15 protein-coding genes are annotated in these 16,582 nt (G+C 41.4%); 6 read left to right on the top strand and 9 right to left on the bottom strand.

Annotated features, from left to right (window positions below; genetic code table 11):
- Positions 1–37 precede the first annotated feature (37 nt).
- The 3 genes from C9991_RS13300 to C9991_RS13290 all read left to right on the top strand — a co-directional run bounded on the left by C9991_RS13300 (position 38) and on the right by C9991_RS13290 (position 5,876).
- On the top strand, positions 38–1,066 hold the full coding sequence (locus C9991_RS13300; RefSeq protein WP_106813012.1) for a diacylglycerol/lipid kinase family protein: 1,029 nt from the start codon (positions 38–40) through the stop codon (positions 1,064–1,066).
- Positions 1,067–1,167: 101 nt separating this feature from the next.
- Positions 1,168–1,875 (top strand): tRNA1(Val) (adenine(37)-N6)-methyltransferase, encoded by a 708-nt coding sequence (locus tag C9991_RS13295; RefSeq protein WP_106813011.1) that lies wholly within the window; start codon positions 1,168–1,170, stop codon positions 1,873–1,875.
- A gap of 26 nt (positions 1,876–1,901) precedes the next feature.
- On the top strand, positions 1,902–5,876 hold the full coding sequence (locus C9991_RS13290) for a hybrid sensor histidine kinase/response regulator transcription factor (protein WP_106813010.1): 3,975 nt from the start codon (positions 1,902–1,904) through the stop codon (positions 5,874–5,876).
- A 149-nt stretch (positions 5,877–6,025) separates the two neighbouring features.
- Here C9991_RS13290 and C9991_RS13285 read toward each other — a convergent pair whose 3' ends face one another.
- Positions 6,026–7,582 carry an ATP-binding protein gene (locus tag C9991_RS13285; protein WP_106813009.1) on the bottom strand — a complete coding sequence of 519 codons (1,557 nt, stop codon included), beginning with the start codon at positions 7,580–7,582 and terminating at the stop codon, positions 6,026–6,028.
- A 153-nt stretch (positions 7,583–7,735) separates the two neighbouring features.
- On the opposite strand from C9991_RS13285, the gene C9991_RS13280 reads away from it, so the two are divergent.
- Positions 7,736–9,352 (top strand): beta-N-acetylhexosaminidase, encoded by a 1,617-nt coding sequence (locus tag C9991_RS13280; RefSeq protein ID WP_106813008.1) that lies wholly within the window; start codon positions 7,736–7,738, stop codon positions 9,350–9,352.
- Between the two features lie 319 nt (positions 9,353–9,671).
- On the opposite strand, the gene C9991_RS13275 is transcribed toward C9991_RS13280, so the two are convergent.
- The 6 genes from C9991_RS13275 to C9991_RS13250 form a co-directional block, all read right to left on the bottom strand.
- Positions 9,672–10,214: a hypothetical protein gene (locus tag C9991_RS13275; RefSeq protein ID WP_157949479.1), complete on the bottom strand. Its 543-nt coding sequence runs from the start codon at positions 10,212–10,214 to the stop codon at positions 9,672–9,674.
- Between the two features lie 50 nt (positions 10,215–10,264).
- Positions 10,265–10,699 carry a hypothetical protein gene (locus C9991_RS13270; RefSeq protein WP_106813006.1) on the bottom strand — a complete coding sequence of 145 codons (435 nt, stop codon included), beginning with the start codon at positions 10,697–10,699 and terminating at the stop codon, positions 10,265–10,267.
- Positions 10,700–10,748: 49 nt separating this feature from the next.
- On the bottom strand, positions 10,749–11,345 hold the full coding sequence (locus tag C9991_RS13265; RefSeq protein ID WP_232823346.1) for an IS630 family transposase: 597 nt from the start codon (positions 11,343–11,345) through the stop codon (positions 10,749–10,751).
- On the bottom strand, positions 11,342–11,758 hold the full coding sequence (locus C9991_RS13260; RefSeq protein WP_106812837.1) for a helix-turn-helix domain-containing protein: 417 nt from the start codon (positions 11,756–11,758) through the stop codon (positions 11,342–11,344). The genes C9991_RS13265 and C9991_RS13260 overlap by 4 nt, the downstream gene beginning before the upstream one ends.
- A 70-nt stretch (positions 11,759–11,828) precedes the next feature.
- Positions 11,829–12,326 (bottom strand): hypothetical protein, encoded by a 498-nt coding sequence (locus C9991_RS13255; protein WP_106813005.1) that lies wholly within the window; start codon positions 12,324–12,326, stop codon positions 11,829–11,831.
- 152 nt (positions 12,327–12,478) lie between these two features.
- Positions 12,479–12,898, bottom strand: coding sequence for a T9SS type A sorting domain-containing protein (locus C9991_RS13250; protein WP_106813004.1), 420 nt, complete (start codon positions 12,896–12,898; stop codon positions 12,479–12,481).
- A 276-nt stretch (positions 12,899–13,174) separates the two neighbouring features.
- Between C9991_RS13250 and C9991_RS13245 the strand changes: the two genes are divergently transcribed.
- Complete coding sequence (locus C9991_RS13245; RefSeq protein WP_106813003.1) at positions 13,175–14,728, top strand: tetratricopeptide repeat protein; 1,554 nt, start codon at positions 13,175–13,177, stop codon at positions 14,726–14,728.
- Between the two features lie 69 nt (positions 14,729–14,797).
- Here the strand turns inward: C9991_RS13245 and C9991_RS16760 are convergent, their stop codons facing one another.
- Complete coding sequence (locus tag C9991_RS16760) at positions 14,798–15,001, bottom strand: hypothetical protein (protein ID WP_157949478.1); 204 nt, start codon at positions 14,999–15,001, stop codon at positions 14,798–14,800.
- Between the two features lie 434 nt (positions 15,002–15,435).
- Positions 15,436–15,879, bottom strand: a complete 444-nt coding sequence (locus tag C9991_RS13235; protein ID WP_106813134.1) for a hypothetical protein — start codon at positions 15,877–15,879, stop codon at positions 15,436–15,438.
- Positions 15,880–16,064: 185 nt separating this feature from the next.
- Between C9991_RS13235 and C9991_RS13230 the strand changes: the two genes are divergently transcribed.
- Positions 16,065–16,484, top strand: coding sequence for a SoxR reducing system RseC family protein (locus tag C9991_RS13230; RefSeq protein ID WP_106813001.1), 420 nt, complete (start codon positions 16,065–16,067; stop codon positions 16,482–16,484).
- The last annotated feature ends 98 nt before the right edge of the window (positions 16,485–16,582 follow it).

Genomic DNA, 16,582 nt, shown 5'->3' with positions numbered 1-16,582 from the left:
AACTTTGTATATATTTTATGTAGATTAAACAACACGTATGAAAAGAAAAGCTGTTTTCATAATCAATCTCAAATCTGGCACATCCGACAAGGCTGCCATACCAGACATAATTGCCTCAACACTCGACAGAGACAAGTTTGACTATGAAATTGCCATAACACAATATGCAGGACACGCTTCCGAAATAGCCGAAAAGGCTAAGAACAATGGCGTTGACGTAGTGGTGGCTGTCGGTGGCGACGGTACCGTAAATGAGGTTGCACGAGCTATTGTACACTCTAACACGGCCTTAGGCATCATTCCATGTGGTTCGGGCAACGGACTTGCCCGCCATCTGCTTATACCCATTAACGCACGTAAGGCAATAGAGATAATAAACACATGCGAGATACGCGACCTCGACTATGGCATTATCAACAACTACCCATTCTTCTGTACATGCGGAATGGGATTTGATGCCTTCGTAAGTATGAAGTTTGCAGAGGCTGGCAAACGTGGACCTATAACATACGTCGAGAATGTGTTGCGCGAGGGTCTTAAGTACAAACCCGAGACATACACCATACAAGACGAAAACGGAACAACTCAACACAAGGCGTTCCTAATTTCTTGCGCCAATGCTTCACAATATGGCAACAATGCCTATATTGCGCCACAAGCATCTATGAGCGACGGACTGATGGATGTCATCATTATGGAACCGTTCGACCTGCTGCAAGCACCGCAGATTAGTATTGAGATGTTCAACAAAACACTCGACAAGAACTCTAAGATTAAGTCGTTTCGCTGTCAAAAGCTACACATCCACCGCGACAAGCCTGGCGTTATACATTACGACGGCGACCCAGTCATGACGGGCGAGGATATTGACGTTGAGCTTAAGCCTAAAGGCATAAAGATTGTTGTCAATTCGTTTGCCGACCGCAGCGAACGCCAACCTAATGCTCTACAGAATGCCGCAGCCGAACTGTTTAACGAAATACACGACATTCGAGAAGAGATAAACAACAGCACACGCAAGTTTCAGGCTTGGAGCAAGGCCATACAGAAAAAGCTGAGTCTCTAAGCAAACAAGATGGAATATCTTGCAAACAAATCTACACCTTATTATATTATATAGACCGCTATATATAAAAAAGGGTGGCTTAATTGGAAATAATATAAACAATGTCTAACAATTCTTTCACATTCCAAAAATTCACAATACATCAAGATCGGTGCGCCATGAAAGTGGGCACCGATGGGGTATTGCTTGGAGCATGGGCACATGGAGGAAAGCGTATACTTGACATTGGCACCGGCACTGGACTCGTGGCTATTATGATGGCACAACGCTTTGCCGATGCGCATGTCACGGCTGTTGAGATTGATCACAACGCCGCACTACAGGCATGCAACAATGCCAATTGTTCGCCTTTTGCCAGTCGCATTGGCATTGTGGAAACAAGTATACAGAACTTGGAAGTACATGGCACCCAACTGTTTGACAGCATTGTACCCAACCCGCCATTCTTTACAGATAGTTTGAAGAACCCCGACTCGCAGCGTGCAACAGCCCGCCATGCCGATACCCTACCCTATCGCGACCTATTTACAGCCGTAAAAAGATTGCTTGCTGAGGATGGGGAATTCAGTGCAATCATACCGTCCAACTGTCTTACATCATTCATAGCCGAGGCTTACCTTGCACATCTTGTGCCAATAAGACGACTCGCTATACGAACCACACCAAGAAAACAACCCAAACGCCTCCTTGTGTCTTTCGGCCATATCTCTTCTGTAAGTAATGCTACAAACGAAGAACAGTGCCTTATGAACCCTGATGGCTCACGGTCTGACTGGTACATAAACCTAACATCCGACTTTTATTTATAAACCGCAACTAAAAAGGCTACACGACCATGATAAGAAAAGCCATAACACTGATTTGCCTTTTGGTATCGCTCTGCGCAAATGCACAAAATACATACTTCAACCATCTTACACCTGCAGATGGCCTGTCGCAGATATCTGTCAACAGCATATATGCCGACAGCGATGGTGTGCTGTGGATAGCCACACGCGTTGGACTCGACAGCTACAACGGCAACTCTATACATGTTTACAGCTATCAGCCGGGCAATCCACGCTCGCTATTTTGCAACAACATACGCCACATAACGGGTGACGGCAAGCGTATGCTATACCTTGTGTGCTCGGAGGGTGTGGTACAGTTCGACATACGTACGCAGGTATTCACCACTCTGCACCATGGCAGCAGCGAGGCTATATGCTTCAAGGACGTGCTATACATGAGTACGCACAACGTAGTGCAAAAGTTTGACGCCGACTGCAAGAAAAGCACCGTACTTACACGCCTGCCTAAAGGCGAACTAATTGAGTCGATGACTTGCGACAGCCGCAATCGTCTGTGGATTGGCACCTATAACGGAGGTCTTTATTGCTATGCCAAGGGCAAACTGAGCCATGTAATCAACGACGCACACATCACCACCATATACGAGGACAGCAAGCACAATATTTGGGTGGGCAGCTGGAACCGTGGCCTTTGGACTATATCGCCTAATGGCAAAATAGAGAACACAACCACCCAAAAGTGGCTTGTGAGCAACTTTGTGCGCACTTTCAGCGAGGACAATCGCGGCAATATTTGGATTGGCACTTACCATGGACTGATGAGCTACAACCCTTCCACTGGCACTCATCGTCTGTTTACTGCCGACGGTATGTCGGGTAGCCTTACCAACTCAAGCATTTGGAGCATCATCAAAGACCGCCAGGGAACCTTATGGATTGGCACCTACTTTGGTGGTGTAAACTACTTTAATCCCGAAAACGAGATATACACACGCTATCGTGCCATTGCAGGTTCCAATGCAGGTCTGTCATTCCCAGTTGTGGGTAGCATGACCGAGGACAACCGTGGACGTTTGTGGATATGCACAGAGGGAGGTGGCATGAACGTGCTTGATATACGCACCAACAAGATTGAACGTATTGGCAGTATAAACATTGCCAATCTAAAGGTTGTACATTTCGACAGCAAGCGAAACACCATGTGGGTTGGAACGCACCTCGGCGGACTCTACCGACTCGATCTTTCTACTGGCAAGACCTATGTATACAAACATCAGAGAGGCAACAGCCACACACTACCTTCTGATATGGTTAGGTCTATTACAGCCTATGGCGACAAACTTGTAATAGGCACCCAAAGTGGCGTGGCCATGCTCAATCCTTCCACACTCAGTCAAAATAGCTTCACACCTCTGCTTGTAGGCAAGCTTAGCGTGCCAGTACCAAGTGTATGTGTCGACAATAAGCAGCAACTGTGGATTGCCACCGAGGGTGACGGCGTGTTCTGCGTCAATCCAAAGAACGGCAAGACCAAACAGTATCTGCATAAGCACAACACTCCAACATCCATTGTCAGCAATTATATCAACAACATATCTGTCGACCGCAATGGACGTTTATGGTTTGCCATGGCCAACAACAGCATCTGCACCTACAACGACAATGATGATACATTCAGTAGTTATGGCGGTGCCGAGGGCCCGTCGGGCGATGCTGTATATGCCACAGCGCCGTCATCGCTCAACAATCGTGACATTCTGCTTATCACCAACCGCGGATTCTCCGTGTTCGACAGCAAGGAACACCGCTTCCACAACTACGACCGCACGTCTGGCATTCCGCTTGAGAGCATCAACGAAAATGCACTCTATGTAGCTAAAAACGGTGATATATACCTTGGAGGTATAGATGGCATGGCCAAGTTCAATGAGCGTGATCTATACAAAAGACCGCAACCTTACTATATAGGATTTGGCGAACTCTACGTTAATGGCGAGGAGATAAAGCCTGGAGATGATAGTGGCATACTCGACGAAGCGCTACGCTTTACCAAGGAGATTGTGCTGAGCCACGACGACAAGGTATTCAGCGTTGAGCCGTTTACCACCAACTTCATCCGCACATACGACATGCCGTTGCAATATAGAATGAAAGGTGTGTCCGACCAATGGATAACCATCCGCACTAAGGTTATATCGTTCAACGGACTTAGTGCCGGTACCTACACGCTCGAACTGAGTTGCCCTGGCAGCGACATCGAGCCAGTAAGTCTTCGCATCAAGATTCTGCCACCATGGTATATGTCGTGGTGGGCATACATTATATATATAGCCTTGATTGGCGGAGCTGGCTGGTGGCTCATTCGCGAATATCGCGACCGCATACGCTTGGGCGAATCGCTTAAGTTTGAGCAGCAGCATGTCAAGGACATAGAAGAACAGAATCAGTCTAAGTTGCGCTTCTTTACCAATGTGTCGCACGAGATACGCACACCACTTACGGTTATCATAGGCCTGTCAGAATCGTTGCTCAAGTCATCGGCTTTTGCCAACGACGTGCACAACAAGATTCTTGGCATCTACCGCAACAGTTCGCAGCTGCGCGGACTGATATCCGAGTTGCTCGACTTCCGCAAGCAAGAGCAAGGTCATACACGCATATACGTACAGCAAAACGACTTTGCCATCTTCTTGCGCGAGAATGTTATGCTCTTTAAGGAGTATGCCACAAGCAACGATATTGCTCTCGAGCTTAATGTACCTACATCTATGCCTATGTGGTTCGACCGTAAGCAGATGATGAAGGTAGCAAGCAACCTTATATCCAACGCTCTTAAACACACTCCGCAAGGAGGTACCGTAAGCGTGAATGCTAAAGCCAATGCCGATGGCACGGCTATATTTAAGGTTAGCAATACTGGCAAGGGCATCGCACCAGACGATCTTAAGAATATCTTTGTGCGTTTCTATCAGTCACGCAAGCTTGAGTCGTTCTCTGATATAGGTACTGGCATCGGACTCGACCTTACCAAGGGTATCGTAGAGATGCATCATGGAACCATCAGCGTTGACTCTGCTCCAGACAAGGAAACTACCTTCACCGTAATACTACCTATGCAGCGCGAAGCATTCAACCCATCTGAGATTAGCGATACACCTGCTATGCAGACCGATACAGCCGAATCATCTATCCTGCCGGTAACAACTGTGCAATCAGAACCAGAAGCGCATGTATCAGCCGATGATTCAGAAGCCGAGAGTAGACCATCTATACTCATAGTCGAGGACAACGACGACATACGACAGTTGCTCGTCACTCTGTTCTGTCCTTATTATCGCACATCTACTGCTGTAGACGGAAGAGAAGCGCTCGAGATGGTAGCAGACGAAAAGCCCGATCTTGTACTTAGCGATGTGCTTATGCCGCATATGTCGGGTATAGAATTGTGCCGAGCCATTAAACGCGACTTCTCTATATGCCATATTCCAGTGGTGCTTCTCACAGCACGAACTGCTGTTGAGCAGACTATAGAAGGACTTAAGACGGGTGCCGACGACTACGTTACAAAGCCTTTCAACAGCGATGTGTTGATATCACGTTGTAACAACCTTGTAAATACAAGGCGTTTGTTGCAACGCAAGTTCAGCGAGCATCCGCATACAGAGGCCGATGTGCTTGCAACGAATCCTTTGGATAAGGACCTGCTCGACCGCGCAATGAAGATTATAGACAAGTACTACACCGACTCGTCATTTAGCGTTGACACATTTGCCAAAGAGATTGGCATGTCGCGCACAGCGTTCTTCAACAAATGGAAAGACCTTACAGGCGATACGCCTAAGGGTTTTATCCTTAATATGCGACTGCGTAAGGCTGCAGATATGTTGCGCAACCGACGAGAAATGAGTATATCAGAGGTGAGCTATGCCAATGGTTTCTCATCGCCACGCTACTTCTGCAAGTGCTTTAAGGACACCTATAAGATACAGCCATCTGCGTTTAGAAATGGAGAAGAATAAGCAGACAACTGTTCGCCGAGCAAACAATGTTTAAGAAAAATAGGAGGTACGGTCTACAAACCGTACCACTCAAATAATTGGCTATCAATAATATATAGCAGCTTGAGTGGTACGGTTCGGAGACCGTACCTCCTAATATAACTCTATTTTTACTTTATTATCCAATCCGTAATAGTGCGTTCCTCGCTACTATAGTTCACCCCAACCTTAACTATACGCTTGCCATCTGCAATATACGGAACAAGATAACCCTTATCGTCAATCTGCTTAATGGCTGCATCTGCCGAACCATCAAACTTAAGCTCCATAACATACACAACATTAGGGAGTGTTATCACGATGTCGGCACGGCCATGAGCGCTCTGTTCCTCCACCTTTACATAAGCTCCTATAAGCGAGAACAGCAGATAGAAGATAGTCTGCACATCGCGTTCCGTCTTGTTTGACAAACGATAGCTCAAACCAGCAAGATAAGCACGCATCTGTATAAGAGCCTCCTCCATATCATCGGCAAGAAGAGCCTTGACAAACTTTACAACAAAGCTACTGTTCGAACCAGATGCAGGTATAAGATAGTTGCTTGCAAACGAACGCACCATACCCATTTCAACCTCCTCATTAGGATAAGCAAGGGTGTACACACCGAACATCGGATCGTAATGCTTAATGGTGAGGTAGCCACTCTGATAGAGCAAGGGCAAGGCTGTTGTCATATTCTCAGGAGATATATCAAACTCCTCAACACTTGCGTCACGCCCTGACACATCACGCAGACTGACATTATACTTCTGAAGAAGTTTAATGATATATGTTGGTGTTCCCGACTCAAACCAATAGTTGCCAATATCACCAGAAGCAAAAGCCTTAATCAAACTAAATGGATTGTAAACATCCTCTGAATGTTTACTGAAATGATATCCGTCATATTTCTTCTTCAACAGAGCAAAGGTTTCATCTACACTTATATGCAGATGTTTGGCAAGCCTCTCTACATCCTGAAGCATCTGTGTATGCAATTCGTCACTGCTTATACCGCAAATAGCCGAATATTGGTCGTACATCGATATGTTGTACAGATTGTTCAGTTCGCTAAAGATGCTTAGCTGTGAAAACTTGGTGATGCCTGTAAGGAAGACAAACTCAAAATACGGGTCGAGCGACTTTATAGGCGAATAGAAGTTCTGCATTATTCGGCGCAATGCAGCAAGGTTCTGTTCCTCGTGCACAACGTCAAGAAGCGGAGCGTCGTACTCGTCTATAATAAGCACTACCTTTTGATGTGTTTGCTCATAGGCTGCCTTTACGATGTTTTGAAAACGTTGGTTAAGATTTACATTCTTACCAACGCAACCATATATTTCCTCGTAGACAGTAAGTTTGTAATCAAGTTCTGATTTGAGATCTTCTTCTGCACAATGCTTTGCTGTACTCATGTCAAAGTGCAACACCGGATGGCACGTCCAATCACGTTCTTTCTTACTGATAGCAAGACCCTCGAACAGCTCCTTGCGACCTTCGTAATACGAGTGAATCATTGAGGCAAAGAGCGACTTGCCGAATCGTCTTGGACGACTCAGAAATATATATTTGTAGCCATTACCAATAAAGTCGGCAAGATACTGTGTCTTGTCAACATATATATAGTTGCGCTCACGAATCTCGCTGAAAGTCTGTATTCCTACCGGATATTTTCTTATTTCTGCCATAACCTTTATCCTCCTTGATTGGGTCGTTTCTTTTTTTATGCCACTAAGTTACAAATAATTCTTGTACAAACACAATAAAATAATAAGCAAGTGGATAATTCCGCCAAATTATTGTAACTTTGCACTGAAAATTAATCCTAAAACAAACCTATTATGTTTAAACAATTAATCACAACAATTTTCGTTTCATTATTCTGCCTTTGTCTTTCGGCAAAGACAGCAGCCACAGCCACTTGGCAAATAATACCATTGCCCAAGCAGGTGACAACCACAGGCGGACAGCCTTTCGCCCTAAGTGGCAAGACCACTATCTATTATGCCAACGGCGATGCTAAACAGAAGCGCAATGCCGAATTCCTTGCCTCGTATATAAAGGAGATTACCGGCATCAACGTGGCTACAACAACCCGTAAGGGTAATAACCAGATACAATTAGGCATAGCCAACGTTACGGGAGGCAACGAGGCCTACCGTCTTGACGTTACTAAAAAGACCGTTGTGCTGGAAGGTACCACACATGCAGGCGTGTTCTACGGCATGCAAACCATTATGAAGGCGCTACCTATAGTTAAAGACGCCAAGCAGGTAATGCTGCCAGCAGCCAACATAAGCGATGCTCCACGCTTTGCCTACCGCGCATTCATGATAGATTGTGGACGCCACTTCTTTAGTGTAGACTACCTGAAGAAGCTTATCGACGTATTTGCCATGCACAACATCAACTACTTCCACTGGCACCTCACCGAAGACCAGGGTTGGCGCATCGAGATTAAGAAGTATCCTAAGCTTACCGAAATTGGCTCAAAGCGCTCTGGCACCATTACGGCTCCTCGCTCTGAACAGTACGACAAGGTGCCTGTTTCTGGATACTATACACAAGACGACGCACGCGAGATTGTGCGCTATGCAGCCGAACGCTACATTACCGTGATACCCGAAATAGACATGCCTGGCCATACTCAGGCGGCTCTTGCGTCATACAACGAACTTGGTTGCACAGGTGGTCCTTATGACGTGTGCCAGCATTTCGGCGTTATCAAGGAAGTGATGTGTGCCGGAAAGGCTCAGACCTTGCAATTTGCCAAGGATGTTATCAACGAGATTATGGACATATTCCCTTCGCAGTACATCCATATCGGTGGCGACGAGTGTCCGAAAGGCCGTTGGAAGGAGTGCACAAATTGTCAGGCAAAGATTGCCGAATTGGGATTAAAGGACATGGAAGGTCACTCTAAGGAAGACCAGTTACAGACTTGGTTCATGGACGAGGTGGCTAAGGACATACGTGCTCGCGGAAGAAAGATGATTGGATGGGACGAGATTCTAGACGGAACTCCATCCAAGGACATCACCGTTATTGGATGGACAAGTCCGAAGGCTACGGTTCGCGCTGCAAAGGAAGGTCATCCTACCGTTATTGCTCCTATACAGAACTTCTACTTCAGCAACCTCCGCATAAACAAAATCACCGGCATACCGAGCATTGAGCGCGTGTACAACCTCGATCCATATCAGGATGGACTTACAGCCGAAGAGCAGAAGAACGTAATTGGAGCCGAGGGTTGTATCTGGACAGAATGGGTTAAGGACAGCAAGAAACTGGAATGGGAACTACTGCCACGTCTTGCCGCACTGTGCGAGGTTCAGTGGACACAGAAGGAACAACGCAATCTCGACTCGTTCCTACAGCGTATGCTCCACATTCATGACATTTACCGACTTAAGGGCCTCAACTATAAGGAGGATATTGAGCAGGCTGTAAAGAAGTAGAACAATAGCTGTTGACACTAATCTGTCAAAGCTTTTGCGACAGACTGACATCAGGGCATCAACAAAAGACTTGAATATACAATCAGAAAAAAATATCGCTCAAGAATAAAAACTTGAGCGATATTTTTTTGTTTCCATTTATCCGGCAGCAATTCCCGGTACTTACTTAGTGGTGCGGGATATTGATATAAAAGTTAAAATTTATAGTATTGCGGAATTAAGGTTTATATATGAGCTACTTTCTATAGGAGGAGTACATGGCAAGATAATTCTGAATTGTTACTTATATAAAGATAATTCAGAACTGTTACTTACATCATTAGAAACGCACTCCAAGCGAAACATAAGCACCACGATAAGTTGGAACTCCATTACTATGGAAGTTCTTAATCGTATAGCCTAAGCTAACCAATGGAACCGCTTTCCTTGACTTTGAACTTCCATACCAATACAATCCCACTTTATAAGAATTGTTTTCCATTGACTTGCTTCCACTCACAGATGTCGTCATCAAAGCCCTTAGCTCCATAATTCCCAGATTATCTGAATTCTCGGGAAAGAGGACAAATCCTAATCCTCCTCCTATATTACTGGCATTATTATACTTATATGTATTGCCTTCTTTGGGAAGAAAATAATCACCTTGCGCCACAGCATGAAGCGAAAACCTATTAATATAGTAGCCTAAATCAGCAACCGCGCCCATTGGCATCATCTTATGATAAGAAGTGCCACTTTCAAAACTGGCTTCCACATGCAAAGGGAAAACCTTACTTCCAGTTACTTGAGCGCATACTGGACATACAAAAGCCAATAACAATCCCATAACCAGAGATTTTAACGAGTTTTTTCTACGTGTCATAATTTTACTTTTTTTGTGTATTCTTATAAGGGTAGATGTTTAGTTGTAAATCAATTTTCTGTATTCCATAATTGATAACTTGCATTTCCTACGATAAAAGCATTACGAAGATTATTTTTTGTAATTTCGTCCAATGATGACTTATCTACAATTATTAAAGCCCTATTCATAAATTCGCCATTATTATCAACCACTTCTACGTTTACGAGACCTTTAAAAAATTCCTCAAGAACGTCAAATTCTATATTCAAACCTTTATTTTGCATTTTAAAAAGTGTAACTAAGTCATGAAGATTATTACATTTTTCCATAGCAGTGCCTTTTATATATAACAATCCATCAAAAAAAGAACGTTTGTTTTTTAAAGCCACAAGAATATCATTAACAGGTGTTTGATAATATTTACTTGTTGTAAGAGCAACTTTTGATATCAATGTATCAACTTGAATATCATTACTAGCCAAAGAAAGACTCAAATCTTTCAATACAACATTATGATAATAACCAATACTAAGTAACTGTTCAAAATTAATTTTACAAATATGAATAATTCACGAATAAGTTCGTACCCACAGAGGCCAAGGCCCTGTTCGTACAATAGAAAAGCGAGTCCGTAGTCTCGTAATCTATCGGTCTTATCCATTTGCCCTTAAGTATACGCCAAAGAATCTCGGCAGGATTAAGTTCTGGAGAATAAGGTGGAAGATAGACGAGGAACAATCCTCTATTCTCCCAAATTTTCCTCAGTTCTTTCACCTTCCGATTTCTATGAACAGAAGCATTGTCCAAGACAATTACAGTCTTCTTCGTGACATTGAAAGAGAATCTGTCAAGATAGTCCACAATCTTGTCTGCGTTGATGGACTCTTTTGTGGTAAAGCCTTTATATTGGTTCCTTTTGGTAATCATACCAAAGATATTAAGCCGGGCAGCTTTCTCGGATGGGATGTAAACATCCTCATTCTTGAATTGCCAGCCATATGGAACATATCCATTTGTACAGACATGGCTTTCGTCGGCATAATATAGCACAAGTTCCCCTTTGGAATCAAGTTCTTCAAGTTCTTGCAACTTCTCTTTCTTGTATGCGTAGAGCTGCGGTGAGGGTTTGCCCCTTGGGCGTTTTCTTATACGCTTATATCTTGCACCAATGTTTCTAAAAAACGTTTGAAGGTAATGTCACTGGCTTCTTTGCCAGTCGCATTCTGCCATGCCTCACGTGCTTTAGACACGCTTTGACGGTCTTCCTCAATTGCCTTGCGGACTGCTTCTTCATCAGAACAATCCATAATAGGCTTTCGACCCTGACCAGGACGTGTCTCCAAGCCTTTGATGCCATTTTCTTCATAACGTTTTACCCATGCGTAGACAGTAGGTACAGTCACCTCAAGCATTTCTGCTATTTTGGGAGCTGATTTACCTTCTGACTTCAGCAATATGGATTTGCATCTGATACGAAAACTATGAGTAGGGCCATTATGATAGCCTTTCTCTAATTTGAGGCGATCAACCTCTGATAATTCAAGTACTTTTATTGGTTTCATAATTCTACTTTTTCTATAAAACGGAAAATGAACCATATTAGTACTGATATATATAAATAATTTAGATCACTTACTTATCATTTAATGTAACAAATTGTTTATACTTTGACTCTTGTGGTATTAATGTTGCATTAATGGACAAAGTATCATGATTCATTCCTAAGTCTATAATACCATTTTTCTTTTTTTTATTTGTCTTTACATGCGCATTAAATGATAGTTTGTCGTTATTTGCAAATGCCACAAGCCCAGAAGCAGAAACGGCTGTCGAAGCTGCAACAACGGGATTTCCACCACTCAATCCTGCGCCAACAAGACCACCTACGGCATCTGCAAAAACCGTACATACTATCTTTGTAAAAAACTTCCAAAAGCCTCTCGTCTCATTAGACGATGTAAACATCTCTTGATTAAGAGATTCAATTTGTGACTGTACAGAAACCAATTGATCTTCCTGTAATGATTCTTCAGACATTACATTATTAACGTCAACATTTTCGAACGAATCCGAAGAAGAACATGAACAAAAAAGGAACAATCCTAACAGCATGATTACTAAATTTCTCATAATAAATAAGTTTAAAATAAATAATGTCAAAAAATCTCTAAGATTTAAGTTGTCAGACAGAGAGGCCTTTCAATGCTTTTTAGTTTTAAACTGTAAGCATTTTGAGGTTCCCCCACTCTGTTTTGAACGGTACCTTTTTAAAGGTGAATCAGTTAGTCTATTTCAATCTCTCTTTCTAATAACACTTTTTCTTCTTCTTTGATTTGGACAGAATATAAACCACTACCAAATTCTTTAATGTTAATAGAAATAATATCAAAAGTTTTAATGGATAGTTCGTTGTCATAATAAACAGTGTCTCCATTTTTCTTTATACAGATAGATATGTTTGAGAAATCCGAATTAAAAACTAATGTAAGTATGCCAACATTTGAAGGATTACGATGAGGACGTTTGATTTGTCCGTTATTCTTTTCTTTAACATTTTCACCGTTGTTTATTACGATATAGTATTCGTTTTCGACATAAGCATTCAGTGATTTCTCGTGATGCTCATGTATGATTTTATTCTCCTTAGATTGTATACCTATGCTATACATGGATAGAAGAATTAAAAAATAAATCTTGTTCATAATTTTACTATTTTGATTGTTATTGTTGCAAATCTAATAAAAATATCTCTTTGTCACAATTATATGACCGTAAAAAGAACTGTTGCTGTTGCATTGTTGAAAAGCTATTAATGTATTGATATATAGTTTGTTATCTTTAATTTATTATAGATAAATACCCCTATTCGCAATACGTATTGCAATAAAGACTTCTGTATGATATAACAATTTCTAAGCTTTAATTTGTTAGGATGGGATAAATCCATTACTTTTGTATACAGTATAAAAAAAAGAAAAATGAAGCATTTACTTATCATTCTCATTACTTTTATTTTATTTGCTTGTCGACCAGGCTCAGCTATTCAGAAACTATCATATGTAGATAGTCTCTTGGTCCATGACAGTATTAATAAAGCCGAAAAACAACTTGCGGTAATTAACGAGAATGGTATGTCGGAAGAAGAATTATATTATTTAAAACTCCTGCATATCCAGATACTTTCGCGAAAATATGAGCCGATACCGAATTGTATTATAGATAGCTGTATTGTTTATTACGAGAAATATAACGACAAAGCAAAACTATCTGAACTATATTACTATAAAGGTGGTGAGTTGTATGATAGAGGTAATGTTTCCGAAGGAATCGTATATTTTAAAAAGGCAGAAAAATTAGCAGAAGGAGGTAGCTTACAAGTGAAATATAAGATTTATTCATCATTAGCTTTCTGCAATTTTGTGTCTGAAAATTATCACATTTCTCTTGAGTATGCAAAGAAAAGTAGTAAGATTGCTATTGATTTAAGAAGTCCAGACCGATTTCTTTTCTCTAAATACTACGAATCTATTAGTTTTGATATGATAGGGAATCATGATAGTGCTAATATATGTACAAAGCAGTATATACCTTATATAAAATATGGCACTAAGGAAGAACAAAGAGTGTATTTTGCAGAAGTTTGTGCATATTATATTACTCAAAATGATACCGTTAAAGCACAATTATATATTAACAAAGCATTGGAATTGGGTGAAGATCCAGTTGTGTGTGGAATTGCTGGCGCATATTATTTATGGATGAAGGACTATGAGAAAGCAGAAAAAATGTACCAAAAGAAATTGAAAGAATCTGTAAGTCTTAGACATGAAGCAGAGGCATTAAATGGATTAGGAAATGTAATGAAGTGTCAAAATAACTACGATAAGGCTTCTTTCTTTTTCAATAAGGAAATAGATATCATGGATTCTTTAGCTCAACAGCATCAAAAAGAAAATGTGAAGGATATACAGTATAAGGCAGATTATAAGAATGTAGTTATAAACAATACACATAAAATGTCGAAAATGGTGTATATATTCTGTATCTTAGTTGGTGTGTTGATATTGATTGCTGTTACATTTATTGTAGTTTACCGAAAAAACAATCGGGAAATACGGTCAAAGAAAAAAGAACTTGAAAACTATGCAAATGAAATAGCTTATTTGAATAAAATAAAAAATGACAGCAATAAGGAGAAGAAGATTCTAATTAGAGAGATGGAGAGAAAAATGGATTCTTATATTAAGAGTGTTTCGCATGGGCATAAGTTGTATGAGGGGGTATGTTTGGGCAAAATTGTTGAAAAGCGTGATGCAAGGGCTATGGAGGACATATTGACTTTTTATAAAGTTGTTGATGCAGATTTCTTTATTCAAATGGAACACCAATATAATAATCTAACTACACAGAATTTATTGATTTTGATGTTGAAACATATAGGCAAAAGCGATGATGAGATATCAGATCTGCTTTGTGTTAGCAAGGGTTCATTGCGTTCTTATATGTCGAGAATCAAACGTTGTAGAATTTAAGGCTCACTCTCTATACGTAGGCTCTACGCATAGTAACTGAGGATTATTGCAACAATAAGGGTGTGCATTCTATGTTTCTACGCAAGAAAAACTTGAAGTTTTTTTGCTGTTCTTTTGAAAAGAATGTTCTTCTATAAATGTGCATTCAACAACAGATGAAGGAGTTTTCAACGCCGCATTAATCATAGGAGCTGCTTCGGTGGCTCCTATTTCATTTTTTCCGGAATAGCTTTGTCCTCTTTCGTGTGTTTTTGTTGGTATTCCTGTTCCCATAAGGTTTGTGTCTGTATCATCTTGAAAATAATGTGCACAACCTTATTCTTTACATTATTCATGACAATTCCCTCATGTTTGCCTTTTGCGTACAGCCTCTGTGCGTATGCTTTGATTACCGCATTATGCTGCATAGCAGACTTACAAGCCTGTACCATGGCAGCTTTGATGCCGATATGCGCAAAACGACTCACATGAGGCTTTGTATTAATGGACGTTCCGGATTGTTTACCAAAACGAGCCTTGCGCTTATAAGCAGATGTAAGGTAGATTCTGAATGCTGACATGAGTCTATATCACTTGGCAAAGCAATATATATTACTTAGTCATTTAATATATATTACTTTGCCATTTAATATATATTACTTTTTAAGGGATATACAGCACATTAAGTCACATATATTTATATAACATGACAAGCCCAAACCCACTCTTTAGTTTTCCTTCAACAATGTATCAAGGAAAGAGTTAAGGTCGCTGTCAAGCCCCTCCATAAGGTCTTTGCCGATAATCACAGTATCGTCGTCGGCAATATAAAGTTCGCCAACCGTCTCCTTATCGTCGTTTTCAAGCACAAAGCTATAAGGCTTCAATATGCCGAGGTTGTCGGCAAGTATGTTGAATGTAGCAATGGTGTTGTGCAACACACGCTCTACGTTGTCGTAGAAGTCTTCGTCTGTGTTTCCAATCCACTGCTCAACGACACAACGAGTTATCTCCTTGTCGTCATCATCAAATGCCACCATTTCGCCACTATCCTGCGACACCCTAACATGAATATCCGTCACTAAAGAGGTATCTTCATTGGTAGGGAATTTCTGGGCAATTTTCTTAAGAAAACGCTCAATCTGTTGTGTTGTTTGTTCAGAAGGTTTCATCATTTCGCTAAAGTGTTTTAGATTATATTGCAAATGTACACTTTTTTAGTGTATAGCCCAAACAAAAGTAACAAAATATCAACAATTTATTTGCCATTACCACATATAAATCGTACTTTTGCAATGTTCAACAAGTATGCCGACCACATCGGCACCCTTAATAAAGCCAAATAAACGACTAAGATATGACCACCAAGATACGCCAATGCGGGGTGATAGAAAGCATAAACGGCACCCACGCACGCATACAGATTATGCGCTCCTCGGCATGTCAAACGTGCGAGGCAAGCAACGGATGCAAGGTGCACAGCAGTAAAACAATGTATGTTGACGTAGAAGACAAGCGTCTTGCAAAATACAACAAAGGCGACCGCGTGCATGTGGAGATGACAGCCAAATCGGGACGCAATGCCGTGATTATTGGATTCGGACTGCCACTATTGCTATTTGTAGCCTCTCTGCTTGCCATTCACTATGCCGGTGCAAAGGACGAGACAGCTGCATTTTGCGCAATAGGTGTGCTTGTGGTTTATTACCTTATTATATATATGGCAAGAAAGAGCATCAACCGGCACTTCGAAATACGCCTTGCCGATTGCCAATAAAGAACAGTTAGCAGAAACGTTGACCAACGTAAATATACAGTTGACCGACAAACAGGAACCGCCGACCAACAATTTTTAAACCAAGAAACAATAACAAC

The organism is Prevotella merdae (assembly GCF_900290275.1).
GTDB classification, from domain to species: domain Bacteria; phylum Bacteroidota; class Bacteroidia; order Bacteroidales; family Bacteroidaceae; genus Prevotella; species Prevotella merdae.
This window is presented reverse-complemented; position numbering and strand designations above follow the sequence as displayed.

Coding starts and splice junctions, on each gene's coding strand:
- C9991_RS13255 (WP_106813005.1), bottom strand. CDS start 12,326: ATGAGAAATTTAGTAATCATGCTGTTAGGATTGTTCCTTTTTTGTTCA.
- C9991_RS13280 (WP_106813008.1), top strand. CDS start 7,736: ATGTTTAAACAATTAATCACAACAATTTTCGTTTCATTATTCTGCCTT.
- C9991_RS13290 (WP_106813010.1), top strand. CDS start 1,902: ATGATAAGAAAAGCCATAACACTGATTTGCCTTTTGGTATCGCTCTGC.
- C9991_RS13285 (WP_106813009.1), bottom strand. CDS start 7,582: ATGGCAGAAATAAGAAAATATCCGGTAGGAATACAGACTTTCAGCGAG.
- C9991_RS13295 (WP_106813011.1), top strand. CDS start 1,168: ATGTCTAACAATTCTTTCACATTCCAAAAATTCACAATACATCAAGAT.
- C9991_RS13300 (WP_106813012.1), top strand. CDS start 38: ATGAAAAGAAAAGCTGTTTTCATAATCAATCTCAAATCTGGCACATCC.
- C9991_RS13245 (WP_106813003.1), top strand. CDS start 13,175: ATGAAGCATTTACTTATCATTCTCATTACTTTTATTTTATTTGCTTGT.
- C9991_RS16760 (WP_157949478.1), bottom strand. CDS start 15,001: ATGGGAACAGGAATACCAACAAAAACACACGAAAGAGGACAAAGCTAT.
- C9991_RS13260 (WP_106812837.1), bottom strand. CDS start 11,758: ATGAAACCAATAAAAGTACTTGAATTATCAGAGGTTGATCGCCTCAAA.
- C9991_RS13235 (WP_106813134.1), bottom strand. CDS start 15,879: ATGAAACCTTCTGAACAAACAACACAACAGATTGAGCGTTTTCTTAAG.
- C9991_RS13275 (WP_157949479.1), bottom strand. CDS start 10,214: ATGACACGTAGAAAAAACTCGTTAAAATCTCTGGTTATGGGATTGTTA.
- C9991_RS13230 (WP_106813001.1), top strand. CDS start 16,065: ATGACCACCAAGATACGCCAATGCGGGGTGATAGAAAGCATAAACGGC.
- C9991_RS13250 (WP_106813004.1), bottom strand. CDS start 12,898: ATGAACAAGATTTATTTTTTAATTCTTCTATCCATGTATAGCATAGGT.